Annotated in this window: 18 protein-coding genes; 10 read left to right on the top strand and 8 right to left on the bottom strand. The window is 60.1% G+C overall.

Annotated features, from left to right (window positions below):
• Positions 1 to 19: 19 nt before the first annotated feature.
• Positions 20 to 772, bottom strand: coding sequence for an SEL1-like repeat protein (locus tag ACYBHZ_RS16730; protein WP_460275441.1), 753 nt, complete (start codon positions 770 to 772; stop codon positions 20 to 22).
• Between the two features lie 160 nt (positions 773 to 932).
• On the opposite strand from ACYBHZ_RS16730, the gene ACYBHZ_RS16725 reads away from it, so the two are divergent.
• Positions 933 to 2,189, top strand: a complete 1,257-nt coding sequence (locus ACYBHZ_RS16725; RefSeq protein ID WP_460275440.1) for an N-acetylmuramoyl-L-alanine amidase — start codon at positions 933 to 935, stop codon at positions 2,187 to 2,189.
• A 97-nt stretch (positions 2,190 to 2,286) separates the two neighbouring features.
• Here the strand turns inward: ACYBHZ_RS16725 and ACYBHZ_RS16720 are convergent, their stop codons facing one another.
• Both ACYBHZ_RS16720 and ACYBHZ_RS16715 read right to left on the bottom strand, forming a co-directional pair.
• The gene (locus ACYBHZ_RS16720) at positions 2,287 to 2,952 is read right to left on the bottom strand and encodes a ZinT family metal-binding protein (protein ID WP_460275439.1); all 666 of its coding nucleotides are present in this window, start codon (positions 2,950 to 2,952) and stop codon (positions 2,287 to 2,289) included.
• 138 nt (positions 2,953 to 3,090) lie between these two features.
• A complete protein-coding gene (locus tag ACYBHZ_RS16715) occupies positions 3,091 to 3,711 on the bottom strand; it encodes a methyltransferase domain-containing protein (protein ID WP_460275438.1) in 621 nt (206 codons plus the stop codon).
• Positions 3,712 to 3,888: 177 nt separating this feature from the next.
• On the opposite strand from ACYBHZ_RS16715, the gene ACYBHZ_RS16710 reads away from it, so the two are divergent.
• Together ACYBHZ_RS16710 and prfB are read left to right on the top strand one after the other, a co-directional pair.
• Positions 3,889 to 6,399, top strand: coding sequence for a penicillin-binding protein 1A (locus tag ACYBHZ_RS16710; RefSeq protein ID WP_460275437.1), 2,511 nt, complete (start codon positions 3,889 to 3,891; stop codon positions 6,397 to 6,399).
• Positions 6,400 to 6,540: 141 nt separating this feature from the next.
• A complete protein-coding gene (gene prfB / locus ACYBHZ_RS16705; RefSeq protein WP_460275436.1) occupies positions 6,541 to 7,662 on the top strand; it encodes a peptide chain release factor 2 in 1,122 nt (373 codons plus the stop codon).
• A gap of 47 nt (positions 7,663 to 7,709) precedes the next feature.
• On the opposite strand, the gene ACYBHZ_RS16700 is transcribed toward prfB, so the two are convergent.
• On the bottom strand, positions 7,710 to 9,326 hold the full coding sequence (locus ACYBHZ_RS16700; protein WP_460275435.1) for a Na/Pi cotransporter family protein: 1,617 nt from the start codon (positions 9,324 to 9,326) through the stop codon (positions 7,710 to 7,712).
• A gap of 208 nt (positions 9,327 to 9,534) precedes the next feature.
• Here ACYBHZ_RS16700 and ACYBHZ_RS16695 point away from each other — a divergent pair, with 208 nt between their 5' ends.
• The 6 genes from ACYBHZ_RS16695 (at position 9,535) to ACYBHZ_RS16670 (ending at position 15,570) form a co-directional block, all read left to right on the top strand.
• Entirely contained in the window at positions 9,535 to 10,023 is a 489-nt protein-coding gene (locus tag ACYBHZ_RS16695; RefSeq protein WP_460275434.1) for a YeeE/YedE family protein, read from the top strand.
• A 1-nt stretch (position 10,024) separates the two neighbouring features.
• Entirely contained in the window at positions 10,025 to 10,465 is a 441-nt protein-coding gene (locus ACYBHZ_RS16690; protein ID WP_460275433.1) for a DUF6691 family protein, read from the top strand.
• A gap of 123 nt (positions 10,466 to 10,588) precedes the next feature.
• Positions 10,589 to 11,479 carry an MBL fold metallo-hydrolase gene (locus ACYBHZ_RS16685; protein ID WP_460275432.1) on the top strand — a complete coding sequence of 297 codons (891 nt, stop codon included), beginning with the start codon at positions 10,589 to 10,591 and terminating at the stop codon, positions 11,477 to 11,479.
• A 54-nt stretch (positions 11,480 to 11,533) separates the two neighbouring features.
• Positions 11,534 to 11,947 (top strand): protein tyrosine phosphatase family protein, encoded by a 414-nt coding sequence (locus ACYBHZ_RS16680; protein ID WP_460275431.1) that lies wholly within the window; start codon positions 11,534 to 11,536, stop codon positions 11,945 to 11,947.
• 104 nt (positions 11,948 to 12,051) lie between these two features.
• Entirely contained in the window at positions 12,052 to 13,728 is a 1,677-nt protein-coding gene (locus ACYBHZ_RS16675; RefSeq protein ID WP_460275430.1) for a bifunctional protein tyrosine phosphatase family protein/NAD(P)/FAD-dependent oxidoreductase, read from the top strand.
• Between the two features lie 87 nt (positions 13,729 to 13,815).
• The gene (locus tag ACYBHZ_RS16670; RefSeq protein ID WP_460275429.1) at positions 13,816 to 15,570 is read left to right on the top strand and encodes a SulP family inorganic anion transporter; all 1,755 of its coding nucleotides are present in this window, start codon (positions 13,816 to 13,818) and stop codon (positions 15,568 to 15,570) included.
• A 54-nt stretch (positions 15,571 to 15,624) separates the two neighbouring features.
• Here ACYBHZ_RS16670 and ACYBHZ_RS16665 read toward each other — a convergent pair whose 3' ends face one another.
• Positions 15,625 to 16,515 carry an EamA family transporter gene (locus tag ACYBHZ_RS16665; RefSeq protein ID WP_460275428.1) on the bottom strand — a complete coding sequence of 297 codons (891 nt, stop codon included), beginning with the start codon at positions 16,513 to 16,515 and terminating at the stop codon, positions 15,625 to 15,627.
• Between the two features lie 120 nt (positions 16,516 to 16,635).
• Between ACYBHZ_RS16665 and ACYBHZ_RS16660 the strand changes: the two genes are divergently transcribed.
• Positions 16,636 to 17,127, top strand: a complete 492-nt coding sequence (locus ACYBHZ_RS16660; RefSeq protein WP_460275427.1) for a MarR family winged helix-turn-helix transcriptional regulator — start codon at positions 16,636 to 16,638, stop codon at positions 17,125 to 17,127.
• Here the strand turns inward: ACYBHZ_RS16660 and ACYBHZ_RS16655 are convergent.
• The 3 genes from ACYBHZ_RS16655 to ACYBHZ_RS16645 are packed head-to-tail and all read right to left on the bottom strand — an operon-like array spanning position 17,124 to position 19,668.
• Positions 17,124 to 17,837 carry a phosphotransferase enzyme family protein gene (locus ACYBHZ_RS16655; RefSeq protein ID WP_460275426.1) on the bottom strand — a complete coding sequence of 238 codons (714 nt, stop codon included), beginning with the start codon at positions 17,835 to 17,837 and terminating at the stop codon, positions 17,124 to 17,126. The two genes, ACYBHZ_RS16660 and ACYBHZ_RS16655, sit on opposite strands and share 4 nt — an antisense overlap.
• Positions 17,837 to 19,159, bottom strand: a complete 1,323-nt coding sequence (locus ACYBHZ_RS16650) for a TRAP transporter large permease (RefSeq protein ID WP_460275425.1) — start codon at positions 19,157 to 19,159, stop codon at positions 17,837 to 17,839. Before ACYBHZ_RS16650 ends, ACYBHZ_RS16655 begins: the two co-directional genes overlap by 1 nt.
• Positions 19,156 to 19,668 carry a TRAP transporter small permease gene (locus ACYBHZ_RS16645; protein ID WP_460275424.1) on the bottom strand — a complete coding sequence of 171 codons (513 nt, stop codon included), beginning with the start codon at positions 19,666 to 19,668 and terminating at the stop codon, positions 19,156 to 19,158. Before ACYBHZ_RS16645 ends, ACYBHZ_RS16650 begins: the two co-directional genes overlap by 4 nt.
• Positions 19,669 to 19,825: the final 157 nt, after the last annotated feature.

Genomic DNA, 19,825 nt, shown 5'->3' with positions numbered 1-19,825 from the left:
AAGCATTCTAAGGAGAGCGTCAGTCCGCCCATAGAAAATCCAAGCTTCCGGGTTCCGGCGGCTCGTAATTCAGAATGCTCCCTTCGGCGACCACTGACTCATAATAATGCTCGATGAGCGCTTGGTAGCCAACTTGGGCGAAGAGAATGCGTTGTTTCTCTGGGGAGAGGTCCAAGGCTGGCGTTGCAAGCGTCTCTCCATTCATGGCTTTGTTCCACGCGGTGTCGAGCCTGTCGGTCTTGCTGCGATCAACCCCCTCCAGTATCGCGATGTTCAGAAGAATTTTGGCGATTTCGAGGTTTGGCTCAAGGATACTGCCTTCGGTCAGTTGCATGCCGAGGTTGTAGGCGGCCAAACCGTAACCGCCGCTGATCGCGAGTGCTGCAAAGTAGAGGCCGGTTTCGACATCGTGCGGAATGCCGTCGCATTGGTCCCAGATCATACAACCGGCAAGGTTCGATGCAGCGATGGGATAGCCCATTTCGGCCGCTGTGACCGTATAGCTGGCCGCAGCCAATGTGCGCCATTGTTTGGTCTCTTCGCTTTCGCAGTCTTCCTCTTGATAGAGCCATCGGACTTCGTTCATGGCGACAGGATCGCCGTCTTTAAGCGCGTCCATGAGTTTGTCGAGAGACTCCGTATCTCCGGTGCAGGCCGCGTCGCCGAGTTTGTTCATCGCCTCGCGGCGCGATTGCCATTTTTCCGGAAGCGGGTCTGCAACGGCAGGTGTGATAAGGAGGGCGGTGAGCAAGCTCGAAATCAAAAAACGCATTGGGGCGTGTCGGTCCTGTTGTGTTTACCTTTGGGAAACCTGCGGTTCGGGCGGTGCGTGGTCAACCGTTTGAAGCCGTTCAGAGATATATCCTTAGCCTATGGCTGGTTTTTGGGCGCAGACGTGGTATTTCTAGCGCAAAATAAGACTTGAGGGCGCGATGCGGGCTGTTGTTTTGAAACTGGTACTGGCTGTTTTGTTGGTCTGCGGCCTCTTGGCGGCACGGGCAGACGCGCAGGGAATGCAGGGGACGCAAGGGGCACAGGGGCTCACGGCGCTGGCGCGTGCGGAGAGTTCGGCCTCGGCGCTGGTCGATCTGGGCGACAGTATCGAGATGCAGCTGCACCTGAGCCAGCCGGTGCCGTTCCGCATCTTCACCCTCGATGATCCGCGCCGCATGGTGGTCGATTTTTCCGAGGTGGATTGGACCGGGTTCGACACATCGGAGTTCGACACGGCAGAAGGCATTTCGGCTGTGCGCGTCGGTGGGTTCACCCCTGGCTGGTCGCGCATGGTGCTTGATCTCGCGAACCCTTACGCGCTGGTTCATGCGGAGATGAGCCGCGACGACAAGGGGGCGGTTCTGACGCTCAACCTCGACCCGACGGCCTCCGATGAATTTGCTTTGGGCGCGGGCACGCCTCCGGATGCGCAATTGGTGCGCCCGTCCGCGGGTGAGACGCCGAAAGCGGCGCCGGTGCATGCGTTTGGCGACGGGCCGCTGCGCGTGGTGCTCGATCCCGGACATGGCGGCATTGATCCGGGGGCGGAACGGGGTGGCGTCCGAGAAAAAGACCTGACCCTGATGTTCGCGCGCGAATTGCAGGATGTGCTGAACCGGGCTGGGGGCTTTGAGGTCACGCTGACGCGCAATGATGACGTGTTTGTGCCGTTGGAAACCCGTCTGACATTGGCGCGCGAGGCGGGGGCGGATGTGTTTCTTTCGATCCATGCCGATGCGATTGCCGAGGGCCGTGCCGAAGGGGCGACGATTTACACGCTCGCGGACCGTGCGACGGATGCGGCTTCGCAAAAGCTGGCGGAGCGCCATGATCGTGCCGATTTGCTTGCAGGCGTAGACCTGACGGGGCAGGACGATGTGATTGCGACGGTGCTGATGGACATGGCTCGCACGGAGAATACGCCGCGCACGGACCGTCTCGCCGATCATCTGGTGACACAGCTCGAAGAGAGCGTCGGCATGCACAAACGCCCGCATCTTGAGGCCGGGTTCTCGGTGCTCAAGGCGCCTGATATTCCCTCTGTCCTGATCGAGCTTGGCTTCCTGTCATCGGCCAAGGACCGCGCGAAACTGGTCGATCAGGCATGGCGGACGAAAGCCGCTTGGGCCATTCGCGATGCCTTGTTTGCGTGGAAAGAGGATGAGATTTCTCTGCGGGATAAACTCAGGAAGTGATCGCGCTTAATCGAAGTATTTGCCTGTCTAGGGGGCTGCCCCCCCCCCATGACACGGCGAGAAAATGGGGCGGTGTGATCCGCCCCATACATGTCTTTTAGTGTGCCAGCATGTCGGCGACGATCTCGTCATCCGTCCGTTCGGCCGGGTAATAGGTCGGCCAGTTGCTCAGCTCTTCGAGAACCTTCGCGCGGTCATTGCCCCAGAAGAGGTGATAGTGATTTGCCTTCGACGGGAAGATGCCGTGGTCGCTAAACTGGATGAACTCGGGGGCGTCTTCATCTCCCGAAACCTTTTCGAAAATGAAGCGCACGCCGCGATTGCCCTTGGAGTAGGTCAGAACCTCATAGCCGTCATAGCCGTACTCCGCGACGGTCTCAGACGCGCCTTGGTGGAAGGTGACCGTGTCGCCTGAAATGTCGATCTTGTCCACGTCGGTGGCGTACCCCGTGGCATAATATGCGGTGTAATCGTCGGCACTTTTGTCGCTGTGTTCGGCCTTGTGCTCCATCACCGGGGCCAGTTTGCCCTCGATCAGAAGCGGGTAGACGGAGCGCCATGCGCCCTCCCAATCGGTAAGCGGGCGATCCGCGATCTGGCTGTCTTCGAAATAGCCTTTGTAGATTTGATCGTCATGCGCATGTTCATGGGTGTGCTCATGTTCGTGATCATGATCATGGTTGTGCGTTTCGGCATGCGCCTGAGCTGTAAAGCTCAGCGTTGCGGTGAGGGCTGCGACGAGTGCGAAAGATGTTTTTTGCATCTGGGTCTTTCCTTTTTGGTTTTGTCTTGCTCGATGCTGAAATCTGGCCCGACATACGTAATGTAATAACGTAACATTATGACCTAAGGAAATCCGAAGCTGAGGGCAAGTCGAAAAACATTCGGGAAAGGGGCGGCGTCAGCCAGACTTCTGAGCGAGCCAGACCGTATGACCGGTGCACTTCGGGTCTTCCGGGGTGAAGGCGATGACTTCAAGCCCCTGATCGGCCATCAGTTTCTGATATTCATCAGGGGACAGAGAGGCGTGATACACGGTTTCATGCTCGACATGCCCGATCTCTTCTCCTGCGTCCGGGCCCGAAGTGAACAACAGAGTGCCGCGCGGGTTGAGATGTATGGCAAAGGTCGCGAACATCGCGCGCTGATCCTCGGCGGAGAGGTGGAAGAAACTGTCCCAAGCGATCACGGCGTCAAAGGTTTCGCCCAGATCGAGCCCGCGCATGTCGGCATGGATGGCGCGTGCGCGCGGCAGGTTCTGTTGAAACAATGCCACCATAGCCGCGGCCCCATCGACGCCCGTCACCTCACACCGCCGGTCCGAGAGGTATTGCGCAATCGGACGTCCCGAGCCACAGCCCAGATCGAGCACATGACGCTTGCCGTCAGTCTGGGGCGTATACCCCATCATCCGGTCGAGCCAGGGGCGCTCAAACAGGGTTTTCGCACGCGCGATATCAAAAGCACGGGCCTGACGTTCATAGGTGGGAAGAATGTCTTCGGGTTTCATATTCAGGGACATAGGCCTGTCCGCGCAGCGCGACAAGCGGGGCTGTTCACGGGCGGCGTCTTTCTGCTCACATTTGCGCGGGGGATGTTTTGACCATGGGCGCGAGCCTGTATAAGGAGGGCTGTATATGAGCCCCGGACTGCGAGTCAGCGGGGCGCATCGGTGTGGGAACGATCACAGGACAGCTCAGTGCTCAGATTCATCCTTTCTTTCTTTGGGACGATTTTTTCGTGGATTACCACGGGGTTGTTCCTGTTGGCTGTCGTCATAGGTGGCATCTTCTGGATGTACGGGCGCGATCTGCCGAACCATGAGGCGCTGGCGCAGTATCAGCCGCCGACGATCTCCCGCATCTATTCGGGCGAAGGCAAGATCATCGATGAATTCGCGAAAGAGCGCCGTCTCTACACGCCGCCGGAGGAAATCCCGGATCTGGTGAAGGACGCGTTCATCTCCGCCGAGGACAAGAACTTCTACCACCACCACGGCTATGACTTGCGCGGTATGGCCTCTGCGGCGATCACGGCGGCCCGCGGCGGTCCGCTGCGCGGGGCCTCGACGATCACCCAACAGGTGATGAAGAACTTCCTGCTGTCGTCTGAACGCTCCGCTGAACGCAAGATCAAGGAGCTGATCCTCGCGACCCGTCTCGAACAAACGCTGACCAAAGACCAAATCCTCGGGCTTTATCTCAACGAGATCGACCTCGGTGTGCGCTCTTTCGGTGTGACGGCGGCGGCGCAGAGCTATTTCAACAAATCCCTGTCGGAACTGGCCCCCGAGGAAGCTGCCTTCCTCGCGATCCACCCGAAAGCGCCGTATTCCTACAACCCGGCGAAGAACTATGACGGCGCGCTGCAGCGTCGGAACTACGTGCTGCGCGAGATGTATGAGAACGGCTATCTGACGCAGGAGCAATACGAGACCGCGCGCGAGAATCCGATCAAGACGGTTCAGACCGGAGATTACCCGTCCTACCGCGAGAGCCTTCCGCCGCGCGATTATTTCACCGACGAAATCCGCCGCCAGCTGTCGAAGGACTTCGGCGAAGAGGAATTCTTCGAAGGCGGCCTGTCGATCCGTGCGACGATGGACCCGGAGATGCAGACCGTTGCCGCGCATTCGCTGCAACGTCGTCTCGAAGAGCTTGATCGCGGCAAAGGTGTCTGGCGCGGGACGGGCGAGACTATTGATCCGGCGACGTTGGATGATGGCAGCTGGGAGAAGGCTCTGGGTGAAATTCGTGTGGCGCGGGACATCACGCTCGACGGCAAATGGTACGTCGGTGCGGTGAATTCTGTTGGCGACAGCGAGATCACCGTGATGGTCGAGGATGGCGTGGGCGAAGTTTCTGTGCCGCGCGAAGACATCAAATGGATGAAAGGCTCGTTCAAAGACAATTTCACGCGCGGCGATGTGGTGCATATCCGCCGGATGACATCTGGTGACAACGGCGAGGGCGATCTGATCCGCTGGTCGCTCCGTCAGGTGCCGGAGGTCGAGGGCGCTTTCGTTGCGATGGATGTCAACACGGGCCGCGTGATCGCGATGCAGGGCGGGTTCTCCTACGAGCATTCTGTGTTCAACCGCGCCACGCAAGCGACGCGCCAGCCGGGCTCCAGCTTCAAACCCTTCGTCTATGCGGCAGCGCTCGACAGCGGCTTTACTCCCGCGACCATCGTCGTGGACGCGCCGATCGAGATCAACACGCCGCAAGGTGTTTGGCGTCCGAAGAACGCCTCGAACAAATTCTATGGCCCGACGCCACTCAGAACCGGGATCGAGCAATCGCGGAACCTGATGACCATCCGCCTCGCGCAAGAGGTCGGCATGGACACCGTGGCGCGTTATGCCGAGAAATTCGGGGTCTATGACCACATGGGGCAATATCTCGCCTCCGCGCTCGGGGCCGAGGAAACCACCGTGTTCAAGATGGTCTCCGCCTACGCCATGTTCGCCAATGGCGGCGAGCGGGTGGAGCCGACGCTTGTCGACCGGGTGCAGGACCGCTTTGGCCGGACGATTTACCGGCATGATCAGCGCATCTGTGAACAATGTGATACTGAAGACCTGCCGGACGGCGTTGCGCCGACCATCGTGTCGAACCGCGAGCGGATGATGAATGCGATCACGGCCTATCAACTGACCTCGATGATGCAGGGCGTGGTGCAGCGCGGGACCGCAGCGGGCAAAGTGAACCTGCCGGTGCCGGTCGCGGGCAAAACCGGGACCACGAATGACGGTAAGGACGCCTGGTTCATGGGCTTCACCTCCAACATCGTGGCGGGCTGCTACATTGGTTATGACACGCCGCGCGCGATGCGTGGGGCGTCGGGCGGCGGCTATTGCGGCCCGGTGTTCAACAGCTTCATGCAGGAAGCGGTGAAGAAATACGGTGGCGGCAAATTCAAAGTTCCGCCGGGCGGCCACTTCATCAAGATCGACCGCTACACCGGCGCACGTCTTGGCGATGATGCGTCCGGCCCAAACGTGGTAGCGGAATACTTCCGCGATGGCGAAGAGCCGATCTTCGGTCTGACCTATGACGGCGGTTTCGCCATGGGCTCCAACCTGCCGCTGGTGGATGAGGCCATCGGCAACGGCGACGGCACGCGCGAGGTGCAGACCTCGACCGGACGGACGGTGACCGTGCCCGACAAGGCGGATATCAATTCGCTGTCTTCGGGCGGGCTTTATTGATCAAAGGTTGACGGCGGGCGCTTTTATGCGCCCGTTCTCATACATGCAGAGGGGCTTTCGGATGTCTTGCCCCCTTGTGTCTTTGGGCACGGGCGCGTATTCCTCTGCGAACTTTATAAGACCGGAAACAGGTGACTTCCCGTGCGCGCTGAAATTCAGAATACCGTGGCCAAGATCGAAAAATCCGTGGCGTTGTTGAAACAGCGTATGGACTGGGAAACTGCGCCGCATCGGATGGAAGAGTTCAATGCGATGATCGAGGATCCGACCCTGTGGGACGATCCCGAGCGCGCGCAAAAACTCATGCGTGACCGTCAGATGCTGATGGACGCGATGAAATCCGCGACCTCGCTTGAGACCGAGATGAAAGACAATGTCGAGCTGATCGAGCTTGGCGAGATGGAAGAGGACGACGAGGTCGTTGCGGAAGCCGAAGCGGCGCTCAAGGCGCTTGAAGTGACCGCCGCCGCAAAAGAGCTGGAAGCGCTTCTCGATGGTGAGGCCGACGCCAATGATACCTTCCTCGAAATCAACGCCGGTGCGGGCGGGACGGAGGCCTGTGACTGGGCCTCCATGCTGCAGCGGATGTATGTGCGTTGGGCCGAGAAGAAAGGCTACACGGTCGAGCTTCAATCTGAGGAAGCGGGCTCCGAAGCCGGGATCAAATCCGTCGCGTACAAAATTTCCGGCCACAATGCTTATGGCTGGCTGAAGTCCGAGAGCGGTGTGCACCGTCTGGTGCGGATTTCGCCCTTTGGCAAAGGCACGCGTGAGACGTCTTTCGCCTCCGTTTGGGTCTATCCGGTGGTGGACGACAATATCGAGATCGAGGTGAACCCGGCTGATATCCGCATCGACACCTATCGCTCTTCGGGCGCGGGCGGTCAGCACGTGAACACGACGGACTCGGCGGTGCGGATCACGCACAATCCGACAGGTATCGTTGTGACCTCCTCCGAGAAGTCGCAGCACCAGAACCGTGATATCGCGATGAAAGCCCTGAAATCGCGCCTCTATCAGATGGAGCTGGAACGCCGCTCCGCCGCGATCAACGAGGCGCATGAGAATAAGGGTTCTGCGGGTTGGGGCAACCAGATCCGCTCCTATGTGCTCCAGCCGTATCAGATGGTGAAAGACCTGCGCACGAACTACGAGACGTCCGACACGCAAGGCGTGCTCGACGGCGATCTCGACAAGTTCATGGCGGCGACGCTTGCGATGGACGTGGCGGGTAAATCCCGTGCGGACGCTCAGGGCGAATAACGCGCAGGGCGCATAACGCATTGGGCGAATAGCTCAAAGCATCAGACTTAATCTGTCAGAACATCGATCGCTGCCTCGCGTCCCGCAGATGCCGGGGCGCGGTCTTCCTGTAGTTTCAGCATGTGATAGGTGATCCGCCACAGGTGGTAGCTCACGCGGTGCAACCAACGCATGGCGTCGAGGCGTAGTCCCATGTCCTCAGCGGAAAGGCCAAACTCGGGCGTTTGCTCCATCGTGTGCAGGCGGAACAGCTCCCGTTGGTCCTGCATCAGATGCCGAAGTTTTTTAAGACGGCTTTCCGAGGCGCTGAGACTGTCTATCGTGTCGCTGTCTGCTGCGATCTGTGCCAAGACGCGACTCAACCGTCGCAGTTTGTGATCTTTCGACAAGGCGGACAGGCGCGGGGTTTGAGTGCAGCGGAACAGCAAACGGCTCAGATGATCCAGAATATGCAGGATCGACGCCCGTTGTGCGGCTTTTCGGGCGTCGCCCGGTGTTTTCGGAATGGCGTCGACATAGGTGCGAAGTTCTGTGAGCGCCTCGCGCAGACGGCGCAACTGCGCCTCATCTTCGCGCGTCATATCAGGGCGGGTGATCCGGTGGGCGAGATAGCTGAACTGCGCTTTGACCAGCGCGGTAAGCGTCGATTGGGCCGCCTCAAAGGCGAGATCGGGATCGCGGAGAAGCTCTTTGCCAAGTCCACGGGTGAGCGTTGGCCCCTTGGCCCGAACGAGAAAGGTGACGAGATTGGCGAAGGGACGGGTGAAGGGCAGGATAAGAATAACGCCCAGAATGTTGAACCCGGTGTGAAACGCCACCAGCGCGATTTGCGCGTCCATCTGGAATGCGGGCAGGGCGATCAGGGCGCTGTAGGGGGTGAGCAGAAAGAATGCCATCGTGGCGGTCAGAATGTTGTAGATCACATGCGACAGACCGGTGCGCCGCGCGGCGGTGGAGCCGCCCAACGTGGCGAGGGCGGCGGTCACAGTTGTCCCGACATCCATGCCAATCACCATGGCCATCGCCTGCGGTAAATTGATCGCGCCTGCGCCGAGGACTGCCAAAGCGGTGGCAACGCCCGCGCTGGAGGATTGCGTGACGATGGTGATCGCCGCACCGATGAGGATGAGGGTTAAACGCCCGAAAACAGTGTCTTGCGGGAAGTCAGAGGGAGTGACCAAGCCTTCGAAACTGGCGAGGCTAGACTTCATCACCTCGATGCCAAGGAACAATAACGCGAACCCTGCGAGCGCCGTGCCAGCGGATTTAAGACGCGGGCCGCCGAACAGATGGGCCATCGCGCCGAGGAAGACGAGGGGCAGGGTGATCTGCCCCAAATCCAGTTTGAAGCCGAGGATCGCTGTGATCCATCCGGTGACGGTCGTGCCGATATTGGCTCCGAAGATGATGCCGAGCGCTTGCGGGAAGGTCAGAAGCCCCGCGCTGACGAAACCGACGGCGGTGACGGTGGTGGCGCTTGAGGATTGCACCAGCGCCGTGGTCACAGCCCCGGTCATCGCGCCGCTCAGGGGCGTGCGCGTGAATTTGGCCAGAGCGCGCCGCAAAGCTTGCCCTGCCAAGTCTCTGAGCCCCCTTGTCAGCCAGATCATCCCGAAGAGGAAAAGGCCAACACCTCCCAATGCGTTTACGACATCCGTGACCATGCAAAGAGTATTTGATGCTTCTTGTGATTTATCAAGCGGATGACTTAGTTGGGGGAAGATATGCCCGGACTTCTTGGCGCGCCTTTTGAGCGAGAGGCGCCATTTCTCATGGGCTTTGTGACAAACTCACCGACAGCGCTGCGTGCGCTCGCGTACTAATAGATCAAAGCGGGAGAACCGCAGATAAAAGGAAACGCACAATGACACGATGGGCTTTCACAAGCCTCCCAAAGGGAGGGCGCAGCGTATGAATTCGGAGTTTATAGCCACCGAATTCACCCCATTGGTCTCGGCGCTTGGTGGAATTCTGATCGGCTCGGCGGCCGTACTTTTGATGGCTTTTCAAGGGCGTATCTTTGGGGCGACCGGTATCCTTGCAGGATTTCTGAGCCCGGCGAACTCGTCGGATTGGGCTTGGCGGGCTGTGCTTTTGGCGGGAATGGCGACGGGGCCTTTGGTGTTTGCGCTGTTTGCCGGGCATTTCCCGCATGTCGATGTGCCGGTGTCGAAACTGGCGCTGATCGTCGGCGGGTTCATCGTCGGGATCGGCGTGACCTACGGGTCTGGTTGCACCTCGGGGCACGGCGTCTGCGGCATGGCGCGCCTGTCGCCGCGCTCCATCGTTGCGACGCTGAGCTTCATGTTCTCGACGGCGGTGACGGTCTACGTCATTCGCCATGTGATCGGAGGTGTGTGAGATGAAACTGATCGTGACCTATGTGATCGGGCTGATCTTTGGTCTGGGCATCTCCATGTCCGGCATGGCCAACCCGGCGAAAGTTCTGAATTTCTTCGACTTCTTCGGGGCTTGGGATCCGTCTTTGATGTTCGTGATGGGCGGGGCGCTTGTGGTGAGTTTCTTCGGCTATCGATTGGTGTTCAAACGCTATGACACCCCGGCCTTCGAGCCGCAGTTCATAGTCCCCAGCTCTCGTATCATCGACGCGAAACTTGTGGGCGGCGCTTTGGTCTTTGGCGTGGGCTGGGGCATCGCGGGGTTCTGTCCGGGCGGGGCTTTGCCCGCGCTTGGGACGTTGGACCCGGATGTATGGGTGTTTTTTGTCGCATTGGTGGCCGGTATTTTCGCCGCCAAATTCATGATGAAGCTGAGCGCGAAACGGAGCCTCAACAGGGCTTAAATCGCGGTCGGCAAACTGTCGGACTTGTGTCGGACTTCCGTCGGGCACGCCGCCCGACATGAAAAGGAAACATGCGTGCGGCAGGCTTGCCGCGACGCGATAGAAATGTAGAGGAGAACTAAAATGGGTTCCAATTATCCCGTCGATCTGTCGGCAAAGCCCGAGGTCAAAGCCTTTTTCGATCCGGCGACTTGGACAATTTCCTATGTTGTGAAAGATCCGGCCTCCAATGCCTGTGCTGTCGTCGACAGCGTCATGGACATTGATTACGCCGCAGGCCGTATCACCTATGAAAGCGCCGACGAGATCATCAAATACGTTCAGGACAATGACCTGAAGGTCGAATGGCTGATCGAAACCCATGTCCACGCCGACCACCTTTCCGCCGCGCCCTATATTCAGGACAAGCTCGGGGGCAAAATCGGCATCGGCGAGCATATCGTCACGGTGCAGGAAACCTTCGGCAAAGTGTTCAACGAAGGCACTGAATTCCAGCGTGACGGCTCCCAGTTCGACCGCCTGTTCAAAGACGGCGATACCTATGACGTTGGCTCCATACATTGCTTTGCCATGCACACGCCGGGCCACACGCCCGCGTGCATGGTGCATGTGATGGGGGACGCGACCTTCACAGGCGACACGTTGTTCATGCCCGATGGCGGCTCGGCCCGTGCCGACTTCCCGGGCGGTGATGCGGGCGTGCTCTACGACTCGATTCAGAAAGTGCTGGCCCTGCCGGATGACATGCGTCTGTTCATGTGCCACGACTACGGTCCGAATGGCCGTGATATCGCGTGGGAAACCACCGTGGGTGCGGAGAAAGAGCACAACATTCACGTCGGCGGCGGCAAGTCGAAAGAGGATTTCGTCAAATTCCGCACCGAACGCGACGCGCAACTTGCCATGCCGCGCCTGATTATTCCCTCCTTACAGGTGAATATGCGCGCAGGTGAATTGCCGCCGCCGGATCAGGACGGTAAGACTTTCCTGAAAGTTCCGGTGAACGGTCTCTGAACACGTCCTCTGACGCGTGGGGCCAGCCGGTCCCACGTACATCAGGAGACGGACATGGAATTCAACAAAATCAACGACGGCCTGACGGTCAGCGGACAGATCACCCCGGAGGACATCGCGATCCTCGCAGAAAAAGGGTTCAAAACGCTGATCTGCAACCGTCCGGACCCGGAAGTGGGGCCGGAGATGTCGTCGGAGGTCATGGAAAAAGCGGCGAAAGAAGCAGGGCTCAATTTTGCCTATTTTCCGGTTTTCCCGGGTCAGTTCCCGGAAGAGCTGATCACAGAAACCGCTCGGGTGTTTGCTGAGGAAACCGGGCCGGTCTTCGCCTATTGCCGATCCGGCACCCGTTCGACCACCGTGTGGGCCTTGTCCCAAGCGGGGCTGCTGGACCCGGAAGAGATTATCTCTCAGGCGGCGGGCGCAGGCTATGACATGCAGGGTCTGAGACCCTATCTGGCGGGCTAAGACGGTCTAGCGTCTCTGTCCCGTCCACCACAAAGCCCAAAAAGGGCACAAGGTATACGGGACACGCCCCACAGGGGGTGTCCTCGAAGTGAGGAGACGCACAAATGCAAATCAAGAAGATCACGGACGGCCTGTCGGTTTCCGGTCAGATCCAGCCCGAGGACATGGCAAAGCTGAAGCGCCGTGGTTTTCGTGCGGTGATCTGCAACCGCCCGGACGGGGAAGCGGCGGATCAGCCGAGCCATGATGAGATGGAGCGCGCGGCGCAGGAGGCCGGTCTCGAATTTCTCTACCTGCCGGTGACGCCGGGCATGGTGAAGGAAGAGACGGCCGTTGCCTTTCGCCGGGCGCTGACCGAATTGCCGGGGCCGGTTTTCGGGTTCTGCCGCTCGGGCACGCGCACGACGACGCTTTGGTCGCTGGCGATGGCCAAGGAAAAATCCGTGGTCGATATTCTCGCGGCCACCAAGGCTGCGGGCTATGACATGACCGGCGTGGCGCGCCGCATTGCCAACGGCGGCGTGACACCCACGGATTACGTGGAAGACGCGCACCACGATGTGGTCATCGTCGGTGGTGGCGCCGCGGGTGTGGCCGTGGCGGCCTCGCTCAAATCGCGCAAGAGAGATCTCGATATCGCGATCATCGACCCGGCAGCGATCCATTACTACCAGCCGGGCTGGACGATGGTCGGCGCGGGTGTGTTCGAGCCCTCGACCACAGCGAAGACGATGGGGTCTCTTATCCCGCGCGGGGTGCACTGGCTCCAATCGGCTGTTGCAGCCTTTGAGCCAAAGAACAATGCTGTCATTCTCGATGGTTGCCGGGTGGTGAAATACGACCGTCTGATCGTCTGTCCGGGGTTGAAGCTCGATTGGGACAAGGTCGAGGGGCTGGTCGAGACGCTCGGCAAGAACGGCGTGACCTCGAACTACCGCTATGACCTCGCGCCTTACACTTGGGAGTTGGTCAAAGGGTTGAAGGGCGGCAAAGCGATCTTTACGCAGCCGCCGATGCCGATCAAATGCGCGGGCGCGCCGCAAAAGGCGATGTATCTGTCCGCGAACACCTGGGAAGAGGCCGGGGTTCTGGGCGATATCGACATCCAATTCATGAACGCGGGCGGTGTGCTCTTTGGCGTGAAGGAATACGTTCCGGCGCTCGAGACATATGTCGAGCGGTACGGCGCACATCTGAATTTCTTCCATAATCTCAAATCCATCGACGGCCCGGCGAAGAAAGCCACTTTCACGGTGTCCAAGCCGGACAGCGAGCCCACGGAAGTGACGGTCGATTTCGATATGATCCATGTAGTGCCGCCACAAAGCGCACCGGATTTCATCAAGGTCTCGCCGCTGGTGGATGCCGCCGGTTGGGTGGATGTGGATCAGAGCACGCTGCGCCACGCGTCATATGACAACATCTGGTCGCTGGGGGATGTGACCAACGCGCCGAACGCGAAAACCGCTGCCGCCGCGCGGATGCAGGCCGCAATCGTCGCCGAGAACGTCGCCGCAGATATCGACGGTAAAGGGCCTCAGGCCGGGTACAACGGGTACGGTTCGTGCCCGCTGACGGTGGAGAAGGGCAAGATCGTTCTGGCCGAGTTCGGCTATGGCGGCGCGCTTATGCCGTCTTTCCCGAAATGGCTGCTCGATGGCACGAAACCGACCCGCCGGGCTTGGATTTTGAAAGCCCAACTGCTGCCGCCGATCTATTGGAAGGCGATGCTGCGCGGCAAGGAATGGTTGATCAAACCCGAAAAAGTCGCTGCGGAATAACCGGCGCAATACACTGAACCGGGCTGGGGGCGAAGCTCATCTTCGCTCCGACCGCTTTGCCCGACCGAATAGAAAGGACTGACGCCCGTGTCGTTCGATCCGCGTCTTTTGAAAAGATATCTCCCCATCCTTGAGTGGGGCAGCAAATATAACAGCTCCGCCTTTGCCAATGACGGGATCGCCGCGATTATCGTGACGATCATGCTGATCCCGCAATCGCTGGCCTATGCCTTGCTCGCCGGGCTTCCGGCCGAAGCGGGGCTTTATGCCTCCATTGTGCCGATCATGCTTTACACGGTGTTCGGCACCTCGCGCGCCCTGGCCGTGGGTCCGGTCGCGGTGGTCTCACTGATGACGGCCGCCGCCGTCGGGCAGGTGGCGGAGCAGGGTACGGCGGGCTATGCCACGGCCGCTCTGGCGCTGGCCTTCCTGTCGGGCGCGATGCTTATGGCTTTGGGCCTGTTCCGTCTGGGCTTTCTCGCCAACTTCCTGTCTCACCCAGTGATCGCGGGCTTTATCACCGCCTCGGGCATTTTGATCGCGGCGAGCCAGCTCAAACATATTCTCGGCATTGATGCGGATGGGCATACGCTTGTGCATCTGATCGAAAGCCTTTTCGTGCATCTGGGGCAGATCAACTGGATCACGCTGGTGATTGGTGTTTTCGCGACGGGGTTCCTGTTTTGGGTGCGCAAAGGGCTTAAACCGCTCCTGAGAAAAGCAGGTCTCGGGCCGCGTCTCGCCGATGTGATCACCAAAGCCGGGCCGGTCGCCGCCGTCGTGGTGACAACGCTCATCACGGCGCTGTTCCATCTCAATCAGCATGGTGTGAAAATCGTTGGTGAAGTGCCGCAGAGCTTGCCGCCCTTCACATGGCCGATCAGCTCTCTGGGGCTGATGAAAGAACTGTTTGTTCCCGCGCTTCTGATTTCGATCATCGGCTTTGTGGAATCCATCTCGGTGGCGCAAACGCTGGCCGCGAAAAAGCGCCAGCGTGTCGATCCGGATCAGGAGTTGATCGGTCTGGGCGCGGCCAACCTCGGCGCGGCCTTCACCGGCGGTTTCCCGGTGACGGGCGGGTTCTCGCGCTCCGTGGTGAATTTCGACGCCGGGGCTGAAACGCCCGCGGCTGGTGCGTTTACCGCGGTCGGTCTCGCCATCGCAGCCCTGTTCCTGACGCCGCTGATCTATTTTCTGCCGAAAGCCACGCTGGCCGCGACGATCATCGTGGCGGTGCTGTCTCTGGTGGATTTCAAGATCCTCAAGGCCACATGGGCCTACTCAAAGGCGGATTTCACCGCCGTTTTGGCGACCATCGTTCTGACACTGGTGTCCGGGGTTGAGGTCGGTGTGTCCGCCGGGGTGATCCTGTCGATCGCGCTGCACCTTTACAAGACCTCGAAACCGCATATCGCGGAGGTGGGTCTTGTGCCGGGGACGGAGCATTTCCGGAACATCCTGCGCCATGAGGTGCTGACCACGCCGGAGCTTGTCACGGTGCGCGTGGACGAAAGCCTCTATTTCGCCAATGCGCGTTTCCTTGAGGATTACATTCTCGACCGGATCGCGGAAGACGAGGCGATCAAGCATATCGTTTTGATGTGCCCGGCGGTGAACGAGATCGACAGCTCGGCGCTTGAGGCGCTCGAAGAGATCAATGACCGTCTCAAGGAGAATGACATCAAGCTGCACCTCTCAGAGGTCAAAGGTCCGGTGATGGACCGTTTGCAGAAGTCCCACTTCCTGCATGATTTGACGGGGCAGGTGTTCCTCAGCCAGTTCGCGGCGATGAAGGCCTTGGGCGATGTGACCGCGCCCTCACCAAAGACCGACGCGGCTTAAAACAGAGAGCGCCCTCCCGATCCGGGAGGGCGTTTTTCTTTGGGCGCGGTAGAGTTATTCAGCGGCTTCAAGCTTGGCGCTCAGGGGCCGGTTCTGGGCATATTGCCCGAGCCAGACAGAGCCGAAAATCAGTGCCATTCCGATCATCTGCGGCGCAGACAGCGTTTCATGGGCGATCACGACGCCGAGCAAGACGGCCGTGACGGGGCTCAAGAAGCCCAGCGGGGCGACACGTTCCGGCCCGATGGTGGCAATGCCGCGGAAGAACAGGAAATAGGCCAGAGCGCCGCCGATCAGGCCGAGGAAAAGAAAGCCCGAAATATTCGCAAGGCTCGGTGCCGGAAGCGGCGGATCGATCAAAAGCGCGAGGGGCAGTAACAGAATGCCACCCGCGATAAGTTGCCATGAGGTGAAAACGAGCGGCGGCACGGGCGGCGCCCATTTGCGGCTCATGACCGTGCCAGTGGCCATGGACACGGCCCCGATCAGCGCAGCGATGATGCCAATGGGATCAAGCGCCGCGTCGGGGGAAAGCACGAGACAGGCCACGCCGAGCACACCCGCGATCCCCGCGAGGAGCGCGAGGGGGCGGACCGGGTTTTGCAACACGAGCCGTGCGAGGATCAGCACGATCAAAGGCTGCGTCGCGCCCAGTGTGGCCGCCACGCCGCCGGGCAGGCGATAGGCCGCGATGAACAGGCAGGTGAAGAACAGTGTGAAGTTCAGCCCGCCCAGCACCAGCAGTTTCGGCACCCAATCCCATGTCGGGAGCTTGCGCAGGATCAGGAGCAGCAGCAGACCCGCCGGAAGGGCGCGGAGCAGGGCGACGGTGATCGGCACGCCTTCCGGCAAAAGCGTGGTGGTGACGAGATATGTGGCGCCCCAGATCGTCGGGGCGAGGGCGGTCAGGCCAATGTCGAGAGGCCGCGCGGAGATGCGTGTCATGATCTGTCCTTTGATCTTTGTCCTATCAGGCCGAGAGGCGTGAAGGAGGACTAATTATCTTGACGTCAAGATATATCCAAAAATCTTGACGTCAAGATAAATTTCTGAGAGGGTCAACGCATGACAGAGCAAACACTCACACTCGAAGACATTCGGGCCCAATGGGCGCGGGAACGGCCTGATCTTGAGACAGCTCCGATGGGGCTGATCGGTCAAATGGGAAGGCTCTCACGGGTGCTGGGCGCCGAGATGGAGGCGACCTTTGCGCGCCACGGTCTCAATCAGGCAAGCTTTGACCTTTTGGCGACGCTTCGCCGCTCCGGACCGCCCTATGCGCTGACCGCAGGGGAGTTGATGGGGCGGATGATGATCACCTCTGGCTCGGTGACCAACCGGATCAACCGGCTTGAGACGCAAAAGCTCGTGGAACGGCGTACTGATAAGGAGGACGCGCGGCGGGCCATCGTGGCGCTGACCGAGGCGGGGTTCGCGGTGATCGACCGGGCAGTGGAGGACCATGTCGCGACGCAAAAGCGCCTGACCGATCTTCTGAGCGCAGAAGAATTCGCGCAGCTCGATGGTCTTTTGCAGAACTGGTTGTCGCGGCTCTAAAACCGGGTTTTCAGGACGCGGGCGACGAGCTGCGCATGGTCCGGTTCTATCTGCCAGCTGCACGCGACTTCCCACGCCAGCGCGGCGGTTTTCTCCGCGGCTGAGGCCTCAGCGGGTTTTGTCCGGATCAGATCAAATGCGCGGTGGTCCACACGGGTTTCATCCCAGTCGATCAGGGCGGGGCCGTTCTTTGTGTGGATCAAATTGCCCGCTCCGAGATCGCCGTGGATCACGCCAGTGTCGCCTTTGAGGGCGCCCCATGCCTGACGGCAGAGGGTTCTCAGCTCGTCGGGAAGTGCTGCGAGATCGATGTCGCCGCCAGTTTCCTCAAAAATAAGTTCGGAAGATGAACAAAATTCGGGCCGCTGCGGGGGGGCTGTCGAGGCTTTGTGGAAAGCATCGATCTGCGGCGCGATCTGGGGCAGGTCTTCGGGTTGGAACGGGCGGCCTTCGATGAAGGGTTCGCAGGTCCAGCCGTCGGCATTCAGTCGGCCAGCCTGATCCGGGATGAGACGGGGCACGACAAAGCCTGCGGCCTTGGCGGCGTCCAGCACCGGGGCGAGCCATTGAAGCTGCGCCTCGCTGCGGCGGGTGGATTTGAACACCAGATCCTGCGTCAGCTCGGAGGTGCGGAAGACGGCATTGCGATGCCCGCCGCCCAGTGGCTCCAGCGGGGCGGAAATGCCCCAGAGATGGATTGGCGGCAACATCAATAGACCAGCCGCACAAGGCCCAACGTCAGGACCGGGAAGGCCACAAGGATCGCAACGCGGATCAGGTCGGTGATGACAAAGGGCAGGGTGCCTTTGAAGGTCTCCGAGATCGGCACGTCGGGGTCGAGCGCGTTGATGATGAAAAGGTTCATGCCCACGGGCGGCGTGATCAAACCGACTTCCACGACGATCAGCACGATCACCCCGAACCAGAGGCCGAACTCCGATGTCGAGAGGCCAAAGTCGAGGCCCGACATGATCGGGTAAAGGATCGGGATGGTCAGGAAGATCATCGACAGGCTGTCCATCACGCAGCCGAAGGCGAGATACATCAGCAGCACGGCGACCAAGATCAGCCAGGGCGAGAGCTTCAGCCCATCGGCCCAGCCCGCTGCCGCCATCGGCAGGCCGGAGAGAGCGAGGAAATTGTTGAAGATATTCGCGCCAAGCAGGATCAAGTAGATCATGCCGGAGGAGGCTGCGGTCTCAAGAATGGCCTCGCCGACGCCACGCCATGACAGTGCGCCGGACAGAAGTGCGACAAGTCCCGTGCCCGCTGCGCCGATGGCGGCACCTTCGGTCGGCGTGAAAATGCCAAGATAAATGCCGCCCACGACCGCGCCGAAGATCACGATTACCGGCCAGACCGCCAAAAGCGCCGCACCGCGCTCGGACCAGCTGGCGCGGGGGCGGCTTTGGCAACTGTCGGGGCGCAGACGGACGTAGATCGAAATGCAGATCATATAGCCGATGGCGGCGAGGATGCCGGGGACGAAAGCGGCCATGAACAGCTTGGCGATATTCTCTTCGGCCAGCATGGCGTAGACCACGAGGATCAGCGACGGCGGGATCAGGATGCCCAAGGTGCCGCCTGCCGCCAGAGAGGCGGAGGCGAGGCGATCGGAATAGCCGTAGCGCTTCAATTCGGGCAGAGCGGTCTTGCCCATCGTGGCGGCCGTGGCGAGCGAGCTGCCGCAGATCGCGCCAAAGCCGGCGCAGGCCCCGACGGCGGCCATGGCAACGCCGCCCTTGCGATGGCCGAGCCATGTTTCGGCGGCCTTGAACAGCCCCGCCGACATGCCGCCGAGCGTTGCGAAATGGCCCATCAGCAGGAACAGAGGAATGATCGAGAAGGAATAAGACGAGAATTCGCCATAGGTCAGATGCTTGAGCTGACTCAGCATCATGATCGTATTGCCATTCAGAAGATAGGCCCCGCCGAAGCCGACAATGGCCATAGAGACCCCGATCGGAATGCGCAGGAAAATCAAAAGCAAAAGGACGGGGAAGGACCAGAGCCCAATCTCAAGGCGGCTCATGCGCGCGCCTCCCGGAAGATCACCGAACGCGCCGAGCGCAGGACGCAGAAGGCGGCGACGATCACAGCGACGATCATCGCGGCGAGAGCGGCGCGATAGCCCCAGACCAGCGGGATTTGCAAGATGAAGGAGGTCTCGCCATAGGCCGCTTTGTCGAGCATCCCGAGCCAGAGCCGCCAAGTGAGAACGGCGATGAGGCCGAACATCAGAAGATTTCCGATGAGGTCGAGAAGACGGTTCAGCACGCCGCCGAACACCGGTTTGAACAGATCGACGCGGGCATGGGCGCGGATATATTGCGCGTAAGGCAGGGTGGTGAACACGGCAAAGCCGATGCCGAATTCGACCAGCTCGATATCGCCGGGAAGCGGGCCGAGACCGAGGCCGCCAAGCGCGCGCCCGGTGACAGAAACACAGGTCACGACGATCACGGCGAAAAGGCCAAAGCCGCCCGCATAGGCTGTCAGCCGTGCGATCTGTCCGATCCGTTTCGACAGAGTGTCATACATGCAACCCGTCCTCATCTTCTGCAGCATGGGTTTACTGGCCTGTTCATGCGGGTCAACTGGAAAAGCCGTTTGGAAACAGGTTTGACTGAGGGGTCAAAAACATGTTCGGTGAGCGCCAACAGGGACCTTGTGACGCTTTGCATTTCGGGGTCGGACG

This window comes from Celeribacter sp. ULVN23_4, from assembly GCF_054788345.1.
This window is presented reverse-complemented; position numbering and strand designations above follow the sequence as displayed.